Genomic DNA, 16616 nt, shown 5'->3' with positions numbered 1-16616 from the left:
CGGGGTCGAGGTGGCGCGCCACCTCGGGCGGGCAGGACAGGTACTGGTTCTCCTCCTGGCGCAGCCAGGCGAGCGAGTACGTGAAGGTCATGCCGATCCGCGGCCCGTCGGAACGATTCTCCCCTCCGCCGTGGATGACGGTGCCGGTGTAGAGGAGGACCGATCCGCGCGGCATGACGGCCTGCACGCACTCCTCCGGTACGGCCTCGCGGTCGAAGTCCCAGGTCTGGCTGCCGGGCACGACGTTGGTCGCGCCGTTGTCCGCCGTGAAGTCGGTCAACGCCCAAATGGCGTTGAACTGCGGCTCGATGGGACGGGGGATCCCGCCCGCGCCGACGAAGCCGGTGCCCGCCCCGCCCCACACGAATCGGTCGCGGTGCAGGGGTTGTGCGCCCTGCCCCGGAAGGATCGTGATGAGCTGCGTCAGGTTGAGCTGGATCTTCTCGCAGTACGGGCCGAGCACCGCGTTGGCCGCGCCCAGCACCAGCGGATGCAGAACCGTCGGTCGGCTCGCCGGGCACAACGCGATCAGGCCGCCGGTGCGCTTGGTCTTGACCCCGGCCCACTCGTGGCCGCTCGGCTCGGTCCGGTCGATCAACGGCGCCACGTCCTCGTCGATGCGGCGCAGCGCCTCCGGCGAGAGCAGGTCGCGCACGATGCACGCGCCGTCCCGTTCGATCGCCGCCAAGATGTCGTCGACACCGCAGTCGGGGCCCAGCGTCTCAAGGTTCACGGAAGTCCTCGCTTCTCCAGGGTTCGTGCGGACGTGCGGACGGCCCAGCGCACTAGAGGCCGAGCACATCCCGGGCGCGGTCGATCTCGTCGGGATCTGCGGTCGTGGGGATGAGCCGGAGTTCGTCGAGACCTGCCTCGCGCGCGCCGTTCACGGCGTTCCGGAGCCCGGCGGCCCCGCAGTTCAACGTGCCCGCCCCGGGGCGGACGAGGAAGGAGCCCGGGACCGCGTCCGCGACACCACGCCCCCAGAACTCCATGACGTGGTCGGCCAGTTGGGTCTTCGGGTCGGGACCGAGCGCGAACCAGACCGGCGCGGAGAAGTGCGGCCGTTCGGTTCTTCCGGCGGCCTTCCACGCCTCCACGACCCTCGTGCGCTGCCTGGCCAGTTCCTCGGCGTCGAAGTGGAGGGACTGCGCGGGGTCGCTCACCCCGACGGCCCATCTCGCCGCCCGGGCAAGCGCCTTGGGGCCGGAGACGCCGGCCACCAGGGGCACGCCGCCCTCCTGGAGCGGCGCCGGGCCGACCGGGTGGTGCCCCGCGACGGGAGGCTCCTGCGCCCAGACCTTGCGCATGGCCGCGACCATCTCGTCCATGCGCTGCCGTTTGCGTTGGAGGTGGCTCCCGACCGCGACATAGTCCGCGTCCCACCCGCCGATCCCGACCCCGAGCGTCAGCCGCCCGCCGGAGAGGACGTCGATGGTCGCCAGGTCCTTCGCGAAGAGCACGGCGTTGCGGGTGGGGAGGGCGACGACGTCCGTCCACAGGCGCACCCGCTCGGTCATCGCCGCCGCGGCGGCAAGCTGCGGGACGACGGACCACCCGTCGGGGTACAGCAGGCGGTCCCACGTCGCGAGTCCGTGCCACGGTCCTTCGTCGATCCTGCGGTACCAGGAGAGCTCCACCTCGCGCCCGTGGGGGAACAAGGTGGGAAGCCCCATGCTGATGCGCAGCTCCGAGGTCCCGGCCGACTCCGCACTCAACGCTGTTCCCCGAACAGGACCGTGTACGGGTCGACCATGTCGAGGCGGTGCGAGCAGATCGGCGACTTGTCGCCGTACGCGTGGTACCCGGCGAAGCTGCACAGCTCGCGCATGCGCTTGGGAAGCGTCCGGGCGCGGTCCAGGGAGACGGCCAGCGTCTGCGCCTCCTCCGGCTTCAGCCACCCGACGCAGCAGGTGACGGACATGCCCCGGCGGCGGTGGTCGGCGGTCCGGTTCGCTCCCCCGGCATGGACCAGCTTGCCGGTGAAGAAGAAACCGCTGCCGGCCTTCATCACGACGGGGGTCGTGTCCCGGTCGATGTCGAGGGCGTACGGGTCGATCCCGGCCTCGGGGCGGTGACTGCCGGGTACGACGCGCGTCGCGCCGGACTCCTCCGTGAAATCGGTCAACGCCAACATGCAGCTCGCCATGATGTCGTGCGGCCCACCGGCCACCTGCGGCCAGGTGGACTCGTCGCGGTGGAGCGTCTGCGCGGGCTCCCCCGGGCCGATCTCGATGACCTGTCCGGCGTTGTACTGGTGGTCCGTGCCCCAGGTGAGGACCTCCGAGACCCACGCCTGGTGGTGGTCGTCGAGGATCACCTCGACGACCGCGTCGCTCTTCTCCACGAGGCCTTCCAGCCGCTTCGTGCGGGGCATGAACCCGCCGCCGGGCATCGCCCCGAAGTCCCGTACCGGGTCCATCCCCACGAGGTGGGGGTCAACGTCCGCGTTGATGCGCGCCAGGAGTTCCGACGACAGCACGTCCTCGACGATGACGCCGCCGTCGCGGTCGGTGATCTCCTTGATCTCCGCTGCCGTGGCCGTCGCCGGCAACGTCGTCAGCGGCGCGGGCACCCCGCCGGAAGCGCGCATAAGGGAATTCCTTTCACAAAGGACCGCGAGAACCGCGAGGACCGCAGTGGCGGTCAACTCCGGCTGGCATCAACGACGTTACTCAGCCCATGGCAACTAAGTCAACACATTGTCGTTTTACTGGTCGGCGTGCGGGGCTCCAGCGGGGCTTCGCCGGACGGAACGCGGAAGAGGGGACGTCGCGGGAGCGGACCGCACGGGAACGGACGGCGCGGGAACGGACAGCGCGGGAGCAGACGGCGCAGGAACGGACAGCGCGGGAGCAGACGGCGCAGGAACGGACCGCGCAGGAGCAGACGGCGCAGGAACGGACCGCGCAGGAGCAGACGGCGCAGGAACGGACCGCGCAGGAGCAGACGGCGCAGGAACGGACGTCGCCGCCGGACAGGCTTCTTCCGACGGCGTCGTCCGAGGGGCCTCGTCGGGCGGGTGTCAGCCCGGCCGCGCGGTCGTCGCCCGGCAGACCAGGTCGATCAACTGGTCGAGCTCGTGCGGCGACGTCCCGCCCTCGCCCAGCAGCGACGTGGCGATGAGGGGCGCCAGCAGGATCTTCACGACGCTGTACGGGTCCACCTCCGGGCGGACCTCTCCGCGGTCGACGGCCCGCTGGACCATCCCGGTCCACTGGGGCAGCGACTTCCGCCAGGCGCCCATGACCACCGCGCTGAACGCCGGATAGCGGCCGGTCGCCATCGCGGCCATGATCGCCCGTTCGACGGGCTCGTCGACCAGCGCCGCCACCTCGGTCACCACCGCGCGGACATCGCCTTCCCACGAGCCCGTGTCCGGCGGGTCGATGCGGTGGTCCCAGTGGAAGGCCACCGCATCGGCGAGCAGGTCGGCCGGAGTCGGCCACCACCGGTAGATTGTGGCGCGGTTCACTCCCGACCGTCCCGCGACCTCGGTCGCGGGCAGCTCGACCATGCCTTCCACCAGCAGGTCCAGACATGCCCGAAGGACGGCCTCCCGCACCCGCTCGCTCCGGCCGCCCGGCCGGACGCGGCTCCGCGACGGACGGTCCGTCCGGACGCCGCCGTCGTTCGCCGAGACGCTCACAAGGCCCCCGCGGATCCGCGCGAAGGGGCCTGCGGAGCACGGTGATCGCCGTCAACCGCAGCCGGCGTCCGCGGTTGCGGCACCGGACGGACGGTCCCCGCCGCGACCGAGGCGTAGGCCGCCTCCACACCGTGTACCTCGTCGATGTCCATACGTTCCTTGTCGTCGATACCGGGAGCGAGGGCGCCCATGCGCATGACGCCGGACCCGAGCGCGAACGCGCGTACCCGCCGGAAGCCGGGCGGTTCGCCCTCGAGCCACGAGCCCGTACGGGGAAGGCTAGCCACGCCGCCGCCCTTACGGCAACAGTCAGTGGCGTTAACACCTTGGGCCTATGTCGGTCGCGACCGCGGCCCGCCCTCGAACGGCTCAGAGGGTCGCGCATCCGGAGGGGCGGTGATGCGCGGTTCCCTACCCGACCGCGCAGGCGAAGTGGTGTTCTCCCGGCCCGACGTCGGCAGTGTTGCCGTCGGGCAAGGTGACGGTGGCGCGGGTGCCGGGCGGAACGGCGGTGGTGAGGTGGAAGGTGTCCTCTTCGGTGCGCCAGTGGCTCGTGATGCGGCCGTAGGGGGTGTCCAGGTCGGCCTCGGCTGACGTGAGGCCACCGCCTGGGTGCGGGTGGATGTCGAAGTGCCGGTAGCCCGGGGCGTCTTCGCGGGGGCGGATGCCCGCTGTATAGCGGTGCAGGAAGGAGACGACGGCGCCTTTGCTGTAGTGGTTCTGGGAGGCGTGCGGGATGGCGTCGGCGGACATGCCGTCCCAGTTCTCCCAGATCGTGGTGGCGCCGCGGTCGATCATGACCAGCCAGGAGGGCTCACTGTCCCGGAACAGCAGGTCGTACGCGACATCGAGATGGCCGGTGTCCGCGAGCACCGGCAGCAGGAACGGTGTGGCGAGGAACCCTGTGCCCAGATGCGTGTCGGCCGCGCGAACGAGTTCCACCAGCCGCCGCGCGGTCCGCGCACGCAGCTCGGGGGGAACCAGGCCGAACGCGAGGGCCCGCACGTGGGTGGCCTGGGTGTCGACGACCAGCGTGCCGTCGGGCCGGATGAACTCGGCGCGCCAGGCGGCCAGTACGTTCTCCGCATAGGAGGCGTGGCGGGCGGCGTCCTCGTGCTTGCCGAGGACCGAGGCGGTCCGGGCGAGCAGGGTCGAGGAGAGATAGAGGTACGCGGTGGCCACGACGCCCTGGTCGATGGCCCAGAAGGGCTGCTCCTCGTGCGGCTCGGTCCATTCTCCCCAGTGGAAGCCGGAATCCCACAGGAACTCCTCGTGCGGTGCCGGTTCCGGGCGTGCGACGGCGCGCTCGTGGTACCGGCCCTCGCGGGCACGCGTGGCGGCGAACGCCACCCACCGGGTCATGGACGCGTACTGCTCGGCGAGGACGCTCTCGTCGGCGTAGGCGAGGTAGGTCTGCCACGGCACGATGACGGCGGCGTCGCCCCAGCCGGCCGAGCCGTTCATGTAGTTGTACGTCTCGTCCGCTCGGCGGGCATGGCCCGGTTCGGGCGCCCAGTTGGGGACGCGTCCGTCGGGCCACTGGTCGGCGGCCAGGTCGCGCAGCCACTTCACGGAGAAGCCGGCGACGTCGTACAGGAACGCGGCGGTCGGCAGGAAGATCTGCCAGTCGCCCGTGAACGCCGCGCGTTCCCGGGTGGGGCAGTCGGTGGGCACGTCGCAGGCGTTGCCGCGGAAGCTCCACACCGCCGCCTCGTGCAGCCGGTTGATCCGCTCGTCGCTGCACCGGAACCAGCCCGTGCGCCGGAGGTCGGTGTGCACGACGACCGCTTCCAGGTCTTCGACGGTCAGCGCACGCGGGTGGCCTTCGATGCGGACGTACCGGAAGCCGTGGGTGGTGTGCCGGGGTTCGAACGACTCGCCGGGTCGGCCCGAGGACACGACGCGGTCGCGTTGGCCGACGCCGTACGCGGTCCCGGCCATGGCGTCTTCGGCGGCGAGGTGGTCCAGCGTCACGTCGCCGTCCGGACCGAGCGCCTCGCCGTGCGTGAGGGCCAGTTCGGTGCCACGCGGTCCCAGGTCGCGCAGCCGGACCCAGCCGTTGATGTTCTGACCGAAGTCGACGACCTGGACGCCTGGGCGGGGTGCGGTGATCGCCGTCGGCGTGAGCGTTTCGACGCCGCGCACCGGCGGCGCCGGGCTGGTGGTCAGGCGCGCCGGTTGCGCGCAGAGCGCGTCGCGAGCCGCCTCGGCCTTCGCCCACCCGGAGTCGTCGAACCCGGGCTCGGCCCAGCCGACGAACGCCTGGGTGAAGTCGGTCTCCTGACCGTCCATCAGGTCTACCGCGGTGGTCTCGCTCCGGTGGCAGCGCCAGTCGGGGCCGGTGCCGACGATCACGGGGCCGGCTTCGGTCTCCACATGCAGTTCCGCGAGCAGTGCCGTCCGGGTGCCGTAGCCGTCCGGGACGCGGTGGAACCCGGTGCGGCCGCGGAACCACCCGTCCGACAGCATCGCGCCGATGCTGTTGGCTCCCGGACGCAGCAGCGCCCCGACGTCGAACGTCTGCACGTGCAGTCGGGAGCGGTAGGCGGTGAATCCGGGCGTCAGCTCGTGGTCTCCGACGCGGACGCCGTTGACGAACAGTTCGTAGACGCCGTGCGCGGTGGCGTACACGCGGGAGCGGCCGGGGGCGCCGTCGAGGTGGAAGTCGCGGCGCAGCAGGTGGGCCGGACGCCGTCCCGCCTCGGGGACGACGGGCTCGGACGGTGCGATCCACTCCGCCGTCCAGTCGTCAGCGCGCAGCCCGGCCTCCCAGGAGCAGGGTTCCGACCACGGGCTCTCTCCCAGGTCGGTCCACACCTTGACCTGCCACGACACCGCCTGCCCTGGCGCCGGTCGGGGCCCCGCGTACGGGACCAGCACGCTCTCGCCGCCCTCGGTCCGCCCGGAGTCCCATCCGTCGGTGCGGATGCGGTACGCCAGCTGCCGATCCGCGCCTTCGGGCAGCCACCACGACAAGCGCGGTCGGACGACGTCGATGCCGAGGGCCTCGTCGAGATGCTCGACGCGGAGCCGGGTGGGGCGGGTCACAGTGGCCTCCGGGGGCGGGAGTCATGGGGTCCGTGTCATTGAAACGATTAAAACCTTGAAGTGCAAGGTTTCTTCGGCCCAGGTTGGACGCACGGCAGCATGCGCTCCGTCCCGTGCCGTGGTGGGAGCACCGGGAGGGCATCGACGCCGCCGGGGAGCCGCATGCCTCGCCCAACCACTACGGCAAGGGCGCGGTCATCCAGTTCCTCACACCCACGTCGCGGACATCCGCCCTCCGGCCGACCCCGGCGAACACACCGCCGCATAACGGCGCTTCACCATCGAGCCGGTCCCCGGCGGCGGCATCGACCGGGCACAGGCCGAACTCGACACCCCGTACGGCACCATCACATCGGCATGGCGCATCCACGACGGCGCCTTCCACCTCACCGCTACCGTCCCCCCAGGCACCACCGCAACCGTTCGACTCCCGGACGGACGCACCTTCCACGCCCCGCCAGGCACCCACACGTACCGGTGGGCACAGTCCCGCACCCGCCCAATTCGCGAGCGCACGCCGCCGAACCCGACCGTCGAGCGAGCGCCGGCCTTGTAGTTATGCATTGATGCATGTATGACTGGGGACGTGGCAGGCACTGTGGAAGACGACCCGGCGGTCCGGCGCATCGAGGCGTTCATCGGCCAGATCACGGCCATGAGCCGGTTGCCCGCCTCGCGACGACGGCTGCGGCGCCTCGCCGAGATCGACACCCACGAGTCCGGGCTGTCGATTCTGCTGCTCCTGCGCCGAACCGGCCCGCTCTCGGTGACCGACCTGGCCCGCAACCTGGGGGTCAACCAGTCGACCGCAAGTCGGCAGGTCGCCCCCCTGGAAGAGGACGGATTCATCACCCGGACCGTCCACCCCTCCCACCGACGCATCGCCCTGTTGAACCTGAGCGACGAGGGGCGCGCGGCGTGCGAGCGCGCCCAGGCCGTCGGCCGCCGCGACATCGCGTGGGCCATCAAGGACTGGACACCCGAAGACCGGGCCGTCCTCGGCGAGTTGCTGGAGCGCTTCGGAGAAGCCTGGTCCAAGGGCGCCGCCGTCGAGGGCCTCACGCCTGATCCCCCCGAGGGGCTGTAGTCCCACCGGTTCACGGCCGCACCACCGCTCCTACGTCCTTCGGAGAGTTCGTTGGAAGACCACGACAGCATTCGCAGCCGGGTTCGCGCCCTCGTCGCGCGGCACGACCCGGCCGGCCTGCCGCAGCAGGAGTTCCTCGGGTACCGCTTCGACGCGGGGCTGGCGTGGGTGCACGCGCCCGTGGGCCTGGGCGGTCTGGGGGCCTCCCGTGCGCTTCAGCGGGACGTCGACGACGAACTCGAAGCGGCAGGCGTACCCAGGCTCAACGCCGCCCGCAATCCGATCGGCCTGGGCATGGGCGCCCCGACCGTGCTCGCGCACGGCACCGGCGCGCAACGCGAACGCCTGCTGCGCCCCTTGTGGACCGGCGAGGAAGTGTGGTGCCAGCTCTTCAGCGAGCCCGGCGCCGGCTCCGACCTCGCCGGCCTGGCCACGCGCGCGGTCCGCGACGGCGACCACTGGGTGGTCGACGGGCAGAAGGTATGGACGTCCCTGGCCCACCACGCGCGCTGGGCGATGCTGCTCGCCCGCACCGACCCGGAGCTGCCCAAGCACCAGGGCATGACGTACTTCATCCTGGACATGCACGCCCCGGGCGTCGAGGTCCGCCCCCTGCGACAGGCCACCGGACAGGCCGAGTTCAACGAGGTCTTCCTCAGCGACGTGCGCATACCCGACAGCATGCGCGTCGGCGAGCTCGGCCAGGGTTGGACGGTCGCCACCACCACGCTGATGAACGAACGCGTCGCGATCGGCGCCGCCGCGGCGCCTCGCGAAGGCGGCCCGGTCGGGGACCTCATGCGCCTGTGGCGCGAACGCCCCGACCTGCGCACCCCCGGCCTGCACCACCGCCTGCTGCGCCTGTGGGTACGCGCCGAAGCCGCCCGCATCGGCAACGAACGCACACGCCAGGCGAGCGCCGCGGGCAAACCCGGCCCCGAAGGCTCCGCCGCGAAGCTCGCCTACGCCGCCATCGCCCAGGAGACCACCCGCCTCCACCTCGAACTCACCGGCCCGGACGCCCTGACCTACGACGACTGGACGTTCCGCCGCAGCGAGATGACCGGCAGCGGCCGGGTCCGCTGCCCCGGCTTCCACTACCTGCGCACCCGTGCCAACTCCATCGAAGGCGGCACCAACGAGGTCCTGCGCGGCGTCATCGCCGACCGCGTCCTCGACCTGCCGCGCGAACCGCGCACGGACACCAAGCTCCCCTGGAAGGACGTCCCCCGATGACCCCCGTCCGCCCGGCCGACCCGCCGATTCCGTCGCTCGTCCACAGCGACGTGGAGGACGACCTGCGCGCGACCCTGCGCGCGCTCCTCGGCGAACGCAGCTCCTGGCAGCGGGTGTTGGCCCGTCTCGACAGCCCGGACCAGCCCTACGACGACGACCTGTGGAAGGTGCTCGCCCAAGACCTCGGCCTGAGCGGCCTGCTGATCCCCGAACGTTTCGGGGGCGCCGGCGCCACGGCCCGCGAAGCCGCGGTGGTGTGCGAGGAGTTGGGCAGGTTCCTCACGCCCGTCCCCTACCTGGCGAGCGCCGTACTGGCCACCACCGCGATGCTCAGCTGCGGACCGTGGGCCGAGCCCGGCATCGCCGACGACCTCGGCGCGCTCGCCGCGGGCACCACCACCGCGACACTCGCCGTCCCCGCCCAGCACGCGCCCGACGCCGAATTCCCCCGAAACGTCACGGGCGTCCGCAGCGACGGCGGGTTGGCGCTCACCGGGACGGTCTCACATGTCCTCGCCGCGGACCTCGCCGACCTGTTCGTCGTCCCCGCGATCGTGGACGGCGCCGCCCATCTGGCCCTGGTCCGCGGCGACACCGACGGCGTGGCCGTCAGCCGCGAAACCGTCCTGGACGCGACGCGGCCGCTCGGCACCCTCGAACTGCGCGGCGCCGAGGCCCGCGTGCTCGCGGACCCGGTCGTCGCGGTCGGCGCCTTGCGGCACACCCTCGACACCGGCGCGGCCCTGCTCGCGTCCGAGCAACTCGGCACCGCCGAACAGGCACTGGACACCGCGGTCGAATACCTGCGCACCCGCCACCAGTTCGGCCGACCCATCGGCTCGTTCCAGGCACTCCGGCACCGCGCCGCCGACCTGTGGGCCGACCTCGCCGCGGCACGCGGCACCGCCCGGTACGCCGCCGCCTGCGCCGCCGAGGACTCCGGCGACTTCCCGCTGGCCGCCGCCCTCGCGTCCGCACACGTCGGGGAGATCGCCGTGCACACCGCGGAGGAAAGCCTCCACCTGCACGGCGGCATCGGCTTCACCTGGGAGCACCCCGCCCACCTCTACCTGAAGCGCGCAATGAGCGCCTCCTTGATGCTCGGCACCCCCGACCACCACTACGCGGCCCTGACCGACCTCGCCGACATCCCCGGCGCCTGACGCGTCCTTCGACACGAACGAGGTGTGGAAGGCGTCCGCGCAATGCCCGGGCTCGCGGGGCACAGGGCCCGGGCGAGAGTTCGTGAGTCCTGGTGCGGGCACCGACGACGTGTGGCGGCAGTCCGGGGTGCCACGCGTTCGGCTGAGCATCTGTCCCGCGGCGCGTGGTTGTCGGACGCCGCGTGCCGCGGTGCGAACGCCGTAACTCAGGTCGGTGCTGTGCCGGAGGCCTGTGCCGGAGGCGGCACGTGGTTTCCCGGGACGATGAGGCGCCGGTGCCGTGGTGCGGCGCCGGGAAGGGCGCGTCCGGTGGCGGTCCATTCGGCGGCCAGGGCGTTGTAGACAGGTGTGTTCAGATCCGCTCCGGGACGCCCCGGCAGCGGCGGGGGGTGCGGAGCACGGGGGTAAGGCAGCGTCATGTCGGGATTCAACGAGCGCGGCCCGGTCCTGGTCGTGGCCATCCGTGGTCTTTGACGGGAATGACAGGGTGACGCGTCGTTTCGGCCACAGTCGGGACCGGACTGTCAGGTGTGCTTGTCGGACGCGGGTGCTCGCGTAGGCCGGTCCGGCGATTTGCGCTGGGCAGTCGTCGACGGAAACCATGTCGCCGGCTGTCTCGCGAAGCGCCGCCGACCGCCAACGGCAAGCTCGCCCCCCGCTCCCCGACGACTGGATACGCATGTTCACGCCGATCGCGCGCCGTCGGGGCCTCCCCCGCGCGTACCACGACTTCCCCGAGACCCCGATCGAGGTGTCCGGCCAGTCCGTCCAGCGGATATGCCGGCAGTACGGGTTGAACCTGGCCGACACGATGAACGTGATCGACGCCTACCGCACCCTCGCGGCCGACTACGCCCCCTTCAACACGTGGCTTGCCGCCTCCATCCTGCGCGACCTGCGCGAGGCGGTGAGACTCGATCCCGACGTACACATCGTGTTCCTCGGGCGCGACGGCCACGCCTTGGCTGCCGGATGCCGCGGGCTGGATCCCGCTTTCGTCGCAAGACACACCACGGAGGCCCGTCTTTCGCGCCCCGTGATGAAAGCCCTGCTGCGACAGCACGAACGGCGCGAGGCACGCACAGCCGGCCGGCCCGCGCCGCGTACTGCCGCGAACAAACGGGATGAGGGAACCAGCAGGACGAGATTCGTCCGATCCGAAGTCGCCCGCATGTTCCGTGAACGCGGACAACTGCGCAATACCCGTGCGTACTTCCGGCGCCTCGGCTTACCGGTGGACGACCCCGACGCACGGGTGATCGTGGTCGACAACGGCTTGCTCGGAAGCACGTCCGAGGCGATGCACAAAGCGTTCGCCTGGGACGTCCAGTCGCATCTGGCCCTCGCGATGGTCACACCTGACCACCCCAGGCCCAACCGGATCAAAGGACATCTCGTCCACGTCCCTCCGGAACGACCGATAGGCACAGGGATCCTCCCCTACGTTCCGAACGACCCGAAGCTGGCGCTCTTGAGCAATCAGGTGATCACTCTCTGGGAGTCCATCACGCAAGGACCGCGTCAGAGTGTGGCGCGTGTGTCCGTTCGGGGACCGGTCGACGAACGCTTCCGCAAAATGGCCCCGAAATTCCATCTCACGCCCCCGCGCTGGAAGAATCCGCAGGCCGTACGAGCCATGCGCACGGCCGCGCTGCTGCTGGCCTACCGCCATGCGGCCGGATACCGCGACCGGGACCTCGACGGAGTGCTCGTCGAACTCAACGAAGCCCGCGACCGGTTCCCCCGGGAAGTACGTCGAGTGGCTGCCGGAGACCCGACGGTGGACCGGTCGCTCGCCGATCTGTCCTGGGCAGGCTCGTGGCGCTGGCAATTCGGAGGCGAGGCCGACTACAAAGCCGGAAAGCTCGCCAAATCCAGGGCAGTGGGCCTCGCTCCCCCGGAGCGACAGCCTTCCGCCCTCGACCCTGCGCCCGGACGAGCACCATTGCCGGGTATCGCGGCCTACGACAGCGTCGGGGCCGCGACCGGAGACACATGCGCGTGGTGCCTGCCCAGCGCCGATCCCGCGTTCGCCCCCCGGACAACAGCGCGGAGCGATGCGCGGCATCCGCGCCTTGAGGCCGCCCCCCCGGGACGCAACACACCTCCTGTACACGTCGATCCCGCCTACGATGCCGTGGCAGATGTGCTGAGGCGGTCGTTGGGACCCGTGCAGGACTCCGCAGCAGTTCCGAACCGGGGGCACCAGATCGCTCCGCCGGTGAAGACCGGCGTCTATCCCGACATGCACGTCACGCTCGGCCGGGGGCGGCACCTCGCGAAGGGCCTCCAATGGGGACTGTGACGCCCGAACCGGCGTGGCAGCCGGGTGACTGTCATTACCTCACCGGCGGACACGCGTAAATCTATCTTTGTCAGAGTAGACATTGGACGGTGGCGTGGCTATGGTTTCTGTTGTAGCCAGAAGGACAGCAGGGCCTGGCAGAGGACGAACTGCCGGCAAGCAGTACTCGTAGGGCGGTGCGGAGGTCGGGGTCTCGACGCCGGATTTGTGGTGGAAGGGCAACGGGACCGGTATCCGCACCGGGCGGCCTGCGACACAAGGGGCCGCCGCTAGCAGGACGGTAGAAGCAGCACGAGTAGATGCAGTTCGCAGTAACCGCGGTAGGTGGCGCTTGCGTCAGGCCACCCGCCTTCAACATCAGCGGTTCGCAACACCAGCAGGACACAGCAACACAGCAGTACCCCACCCCCAAAAAGTCGACCGCCGAGGAAGAACGGAGGCGCCGAACACCATCAGGATCGCCCGGACGCAGACGAATCCGGGTACCGCAGGACATCGATAGTGAGGTGGTCTCCGGTCGAGAATCAGCGATCCCCGCATCCCGACAACATCACGGTCGGGTCCGCGGACAGCACGCCGACAGAGGATTAGGTCGGCAGATGGTGTAGAAGTTCCTTCGGGGCCCTGGTGCCGTATGGCGCCGGGGCCCCTCCACGCGTTCCCCGACACGACGTCCCACAAGGGACAAGGCAAGAAGCAAGAGAGGTGCAATGACAGCTGAGGACTCGTTCGGCCGTCTCGACGACGACGACTACCCCGCCTACACGATGGGCCGGGCCGCCGAGATGATCGGCGCCACCCAGGGCTTCCTCCGCGCCCTCGGAGAAGCCCGCCTGATCACCCCGCTGCGGTCCGAGGGCGGCCACCGCCGCTACTCCCGCTACCAACTGCGCATCGCCGCCCGCGCCCGCGAACTCGTCGACCGCGGCACCCCCATTGAGGCCGCCTGCCGCATCGTCATCCTCGAAGACCAACTGGAAGAAGCACTCCGCATCAACGAACAGCTCCGCAAAGACCGCCCGCCCGGCCAGGACGGCAACGGCAACAGCGACGGCAACAGCGACGGCGACGGCGTCTAGGTTGCGTCTGCCGGATCTTTGTGGCGCTCACAGTCTCCGGTGCCGTGCGTCGGCAAGGCATCGGCCCGAAGCTCGCACTCGGTCGTGCTCGCCGCCCGGCCCTGACGGCCTCCTTACGCCCGCGACGCCGCGAGGCGCTGTGCCCAGGCGCAGTGAGCGGTGCGAACATCCGGCGGACCCGGTCCGGCCGACTTGTCCTGGGCAACCACCGCCCTGGCGGCCCGGGGATCCGAGACCACCCCTGGAACGAGACAGCACGGAGGACGGCCGTGGACCACGACCCGCAGGCACTCGCGGCACTCACGCGGCAACTCACGGCGGCTGCCGGGCAACTGCGGCTCGCCGTCCGGACGATGGACGATCTGGGGTGGACAACCGACAGCTACGGCAGACATCATCTGCGGCACCTCGCCGACTGCCTTGAGGACACCGCTCGGCAGGCCGCCGCCCTCCTGCGCCACGCGGGGCCGCCGCCCCTTCCCGGGTGAGCGGGTCGTCGCTCGCGCGGTCGGCGGCAGGCCCGGCGGTCCGCCGGGGGGCGTCGGCGCCGGCGGTGCTACGTCTTGGGCATGACGCGGCCGCCGATACGGAGCCACGGCATTTGCGGTGCCCTGATGCCCGTCCGCGGGACTGTGCTACGCGGGGGCGGTGGTGCCGAGCAGCGCCGAGGCGGTCTGGAACGGCGTCGGTCCGGGCTGCGGTGCAGCTTCGGAGGGGTGGCATGTGAAGCCGAGCCGGGACATGGCTCGGGTGACTTCGTCCGCGGTGAAGTCACGCTGGTCCTGCCGGGTGAGGATGCTCCCCACCTGCTTGACCGGGTACCGACGGCGGCCGATGACCACAGAACCGCTCGTGATGGGCTCGGGCTTGACGCCCTTCATGGATTCCAGAACTCCGTGCCTGGAGAAATCGAATGCGAAACCGGCGATGACGCAGCGCATTGTGCCTCACAGAAGTAGAGGGCCGATCGGGGTCGAGAGGCGACGGCGGCCGGCGGTGGCGCCCCGGGGTCGTCACTCTCTCGGGGGACGGGGTGTACGCCGCCCCGATGTGTCACACCGCGAGTTCCGCGCCCCGCGTCTCCGGCGCGGCTGCGGCGAAAGCCTCGTTCGCGTCGATGACGTCGCGGAGGCGGACGTCGTCCGTGTATGACGGGCTGTCGCGTACGGCAGCCAGAAGGGCCCGGGTGACCAGGCCCGTGCACTGGTCGTCCTCATCGCAGAGAAGCAAGTGCTCGGCGAGGGCTCCGGCCATCACGGCCAGGGCCACCTCGACAGTCATGTCGGCGCCGACCCGCGGTCCGGAAGCGTACGAGGCGTCGACAAGGACCGCGGGGGCGTCGCGCGCCGGGTCCGGATGCGTCTGAACCGGTTTCAAGGGTGCCTCCTCAAGGACGAGCGGCTGAATGGGCGCCTCGGTCGCCAAGGCGTCAGGCCGCCGTGTCGGAGGCGGACTGCCAGGAGGACGCGCGGCGCGGGGCTCGGCCGGTGCTCCGACCCTGCGTGGGACGGCTACGCCGGCCCCGGTTCACGGAAGAGCCGCGGCGGGGTCGTTCACGGGGAGCACCGTCCGCGGCGGGCGAGGAGATGGTGACCGGGATGCCCGAGGGTGCCTGCGCGCCCGTGATGCGGCTCAGTTCCGCGTCGCCGGAACGTACCTGGGTGATCTGCGCGCTGACACCCGCAGCCGCCATCAGTCGGCTCATGCCGCGGCGCTGGTCGGGCGTGACGAGGGTGACGACGCTGCCGGACTCGCCGGCGCGGGCGGTGCGGCCGCCGCGGTGCAGATAGTCCTTGTGGTCGGTGGGCGGGTCGACGTTCACGACCAGGTCGAGGTTGTCGACGTGGATCCCGCGCGCGGCGACGTTGGTGGCCACCAGCACCGTCACGTGACCGGACTTGAACTGGGCGAGCGTACGCGTGCGTTGTGGCTGGGACTTGCCGCCGTGCAGTGCCGCGGCGCGTACGCCGCTGTCCAGCAGGTGCCGGGTCAGGCGGTCGACGGCGTGCTTGGTGTCCAGGAACATGATCACCCGGCCGTCGCGCGCCGCGATTTCCGTGGTCGCCCGGTGCTTATCCGAGCCGTGCATGTGAAGCACATGGTGTTCCATCGTGGTGACCGCACCCGCGGAGGGGTCGACCGAGTGCACCACGGGGTCGGTCAGATAGCGGCGCACCAGCCGGTCGACGTTGCGGTCCAGCGTGGCCGAGAACAGCATCCGCTGCCCCTCCGGCCGTACCTGGTCGAGCAACGCGGTGACCTGCGGCATGAATCCCATGTCGGTCATCTGGTCGGCCTCGTCGAGGACGGTGACGCCGACCTGGTTCAGGCGACAGTGGCCCCGGTCGATGAGGTCCTTGAGCCGACCCGGTGTGGCGACGACGACCTCCACCCCGTTGCGAAGTGCGTTGCCCTGCCTGCCGATCGGCATGCCGCCGACCACCGTGGCCAGCCGCAGATGCACGGCGCGGGCGTACGGGGTGAGCGCGTCGGTGACCTGCTGGGCCAACTCGCGCGTGGGGACCAGGATCAGGGCCAGCGGCTGTCGCGGCTCGGCGCGCATCCCGGCCGTGCGGGCCAGCAGCGCGAGGCCGAAGGCAAGGGTCTTGCCCGATCCGGTTCGGCCGCGGCCGAGCACATCGCGCCCCGCAAGGGCGTTGGGCAGGGTGGCCGCCTGGATCGGGAACGGCTCGGTCACGCCCTGGCTCCCGAGCGCCGCCAGCAGCGGCGCCGGCATGGCGAGGTCGGAGAACGCCGCCACGGCCGGGAGTGCCGGAGTGACCGTCTCGGGCAGCGCGAACTCGCTCCGCGGTGCGGACGGCCGACGTCCGCTGCCCGCCGAACGGCTCGGTCCGCCGGAACGGCCGGAGGGGGCCGCCCCGTGGCGGCCGCCGCGCTGCGCGGAGCCCGAACGGCCGGTGCGGGTACGGGCGAAGGGATCGGCTTTACGTGTGCGGTTCATGCGGAACCTTCCTTGATGCGGCGCGCGCCAAGGAATTCCCGCGGCAGACCGGCCGGTGCGGAGAATTTCGGAACGAGCCGAGGGAGTTTC

The 16616-nt window shown here is 71.1% G+C and carries 15 protein-coding genes; 7 read left to right on the top strand and 8 right to left on the bottom strand.

The features are described from left to right. The 5 genes from ACRX5S_RS28345 to ACRX5S_RS28325 form a co-directional block, all read right to left on the bottom strand. Positions 1-733 (bottom strand): phytanoyl-CoA dioxygenase family protein (locus ACRX5S_RS28345; protein WP_436775962.1); only part of this gene is annotated, 733 nt, incomplete at its 3' end. A 52-nt stretch (positions 734-785) separates the two neighbouring features. Next, complete coding sequence (locus tag ACRX5S_RS28340) at positions 786-1715, bottom strand: LLM class flavin-dependent oxidoreductase (protein ID WP_436775961.1); 930 nt, start codon at positions 1713-1715, stop codon at positions 786-788. Then, positions 1712-2590, bottom strand: coding sequence for a phytanoyl-CoA dioxygenase family protein (locus tag ACRX5S_RS28335; RefSeq protein ID WP_436775960.1), 879 nt, complete (start codon positions 2588-2590; stop codon positions 1712-1714). Before ACRX5S_RS28335 ends, ACRX5S_RS28340 begins: the two co-directional genes overlap by 4 nt. A 432-nt stretch (positions 2591-3022) precedes the next feature. After that, the gene (locus ACRX5S_RS28330; protein ID WP_436775959.1) at positions 3023-3562 is read right to left on the bottom strand and encodes a TetR-like C-terminal domain-containing protein; all 540 of its coding nucleotides are present in this window, start codon (positions 3560-3562) and stop codon (positions 3023-3025) included. Between the two features lie 495 nt (positions 3563-4057). Then, entirely contained in the window at positions 4058-6694 is a 2637-nt protein-coding gene (locus ACRX5S_RS28325; RefSeq protein WP_436775958.1) for a family 78 glycoside hydrolase catalytic domain, read from the bottom strand. A 280-nt stretch (positions 6695-6974) separates the two neighbouring features. Between ACRX5S_RS28325 and ACRX5S_RS28320 the strand changes: the two genes are divergently transcribed. From ACRX5S_RS28320 to ACRX5S_RS28290, 7 genes are all read left to right on the top strand, one after another. Beyond that, positions 6975-7250 carry an alpha-L-rhamnosidase C-terminal domain-containing protein gene (locus tag ACRX5S_RS28320; RefSeq protein ID WP_436775984.1) on the top strand — a complete coding sequence of 92 codons (276 nt, stop codon included), beginning with the start codon at positions 6975-6977 and terminating at the stop codon, positions 7248-7250. Between the two features lie 30 nt (positions 7251-7280). Beyond that, on the top strand, positions 7281-7781 hold the full coding sequence (locus ACRX5S_RS28315) for a MarR family winged helix-turn-helix transcriptional regulator (protein WP_436775957.1): 501 nt from the start codon (positions 7281-7283) through the stop codon (positions 7779-7781). 51 nt (positions 7782-7832) lie between these two features. Then, positions 7833-9017: an acyl-CoA dehydrogenase family protein gene (locus ACRX5S_RS28310; protein WP_436775956.1), complete on the top strand. Its 1185-nt coding sequence runs from the start codon at positions 7833-7835 to the stop codon at positions 9015-9017. After that, positions 9014-10180: an acyl-CoA dehydrogenase family protein gene (locus ACRX5S_RS28305; RefSeq protein ID WP_436775955.1), complete on the top strand. Its 1167-nt coding sequence runs from the start codon at positions 9014-9016 to the stop codon at positions 10178-10180. Before ACRX5S_RS28310 ends, ACRX5S_RS28305 begins: the two co-directional genes overlap by 4 nt. Before the next feature lie 679 nt (positions 10181-10859). Further along, a complete protein-coding gene (locus ACRX5S_RS28300) occupies positions 10860-12485 on the top strand; it encodes a hypothetical protein (protein ID WP_436775954.1) in 1626 nt (541 codons plus the stop codon). Between the two features lie 710 nt (positions 12486-13195). Then, on the top strand, positions 13196-13564 hold the full coding sequence (locus ACRX5S_RS28295) for a MerR family transcriptional regulator (RefSeq protein ID WP_436775953.1): 369 nt from the start codon (positions 13196-13198) through the stop codon (positions 13562-13564). A 269-nt stretch (positions 13565-13833) separates the two neighbouring features. Continuing rightward, positions 13834-14052 carry a hypothetical protein gene (locus ACRX5S_RS28290; protein WP_436775952.1) on the top strand — a complete coding sequence of 73 codons (219 nt, stop codon included), beginning with the start codon at positions 13834-13836 and terminating at the stop codon, positions 14050-14052. Positions 14053-14199: 147 nt separating this feature from the next. Here the strand turns inward: ACRX5S_RS28290 and ACRX5S_RS28285 are convergent, their stop codons facing one another. From ACRX5S_RS28285 to ACRX5S_RS28275, 3 genes are all read right to left on the bottom strand, one after another. Beyond that, positions 14200-14505: an SCO5918 family protein gene (locus ACRX5S_RS28285; protein ID WP_436775951.1), complete on the bottom strand. Its 306-nt coding sequence runs from the start codon at positions 14503-14505 to the stop codon at positions 14200-14202. Between the two features lie 112 nt (positions 14506-14617). Further along, the gene (locus ACRX5S_RS28280) at positions 14618-14941 is read right to left on the bottom strand and encodes a CBS domain-containing protein (RefSeq protein WP_436775950.1); all 324 of its coding nucleotides are present in this window, start codon (positions 14939-14941) and stop codon (positions 14618-14620) included. Between the two features lie 52 nt (positions 14942-14993). Further along, a complete protein-coding gene (locus tag ACRX5S_RS28275) occupies positions 14994-16526 on the bottom strand; it encodes a DEAD/DEAH box helicase (protein ID WP_436775949.1) in 1533 nt (510 codons plus the stop codon). Positions 16527-16616 lie beyond the last annotated feature (90 nt).

This window comes from Yinghuangia sp. YIM S09857, assembly GCF_051388915.1.
Classification (GTDB): domain Bacteria; phylum Actinomycetota; class Actinomycetes; order Streptomycetales; family Streptomycetaceae; genus Yinghuangia.
The sequence above is the reverse complement of the archived record's forward strand: the minus strand, read 5'-3'. Positions and strand labels throughout refer to the sequence as shown.

Coding starts and splice junctions, on each gene's coding strand:
- ACRX5S_RS28335 (WP_436775960.1), bottom strand. CDS start 2,590: ATGCGCGCTTCCGGCGGGGTGCCCGCGCCGCTGACGACGTTGCCGGCG.
- ACRX5S_RS28300 (WP_436775954.1), top strand. CDS start 10,860: ATGTTCACGCCGATCGCGCGCCGTCGGGGCCTCCCCCGCGCGTACCAC.
- ACRX5S_RS28305 (WP_436775955.1), top strand. CDS start 9,014: ATGACCCCCGTCCGCCCGGCCGACCCGCCGATTCCGTCGCTCGTCCAC.
- ACRX5S_RS28275 (WP_436775949.1), bottom strand. CDS start 16,526: ATGAACCGCACACGTAAAGCCGATCCCTTCGCCCGTACCCGCACCGGC.
- ACRX5S_RS28295 (WP_436775953.1), top strand. CDS start 13,196: ATGACAGCTGAGGACTCGTTCGGCCGTCTCGACGACGACGACTACCCC.
- ACRX5S_RS28285 (WP_436775951.1), bottom strand. CDS start 14,505: ATGCGCTGCGTCATCGCCGGTTTCGCATTCGATTTCTCCAGGCACGGA.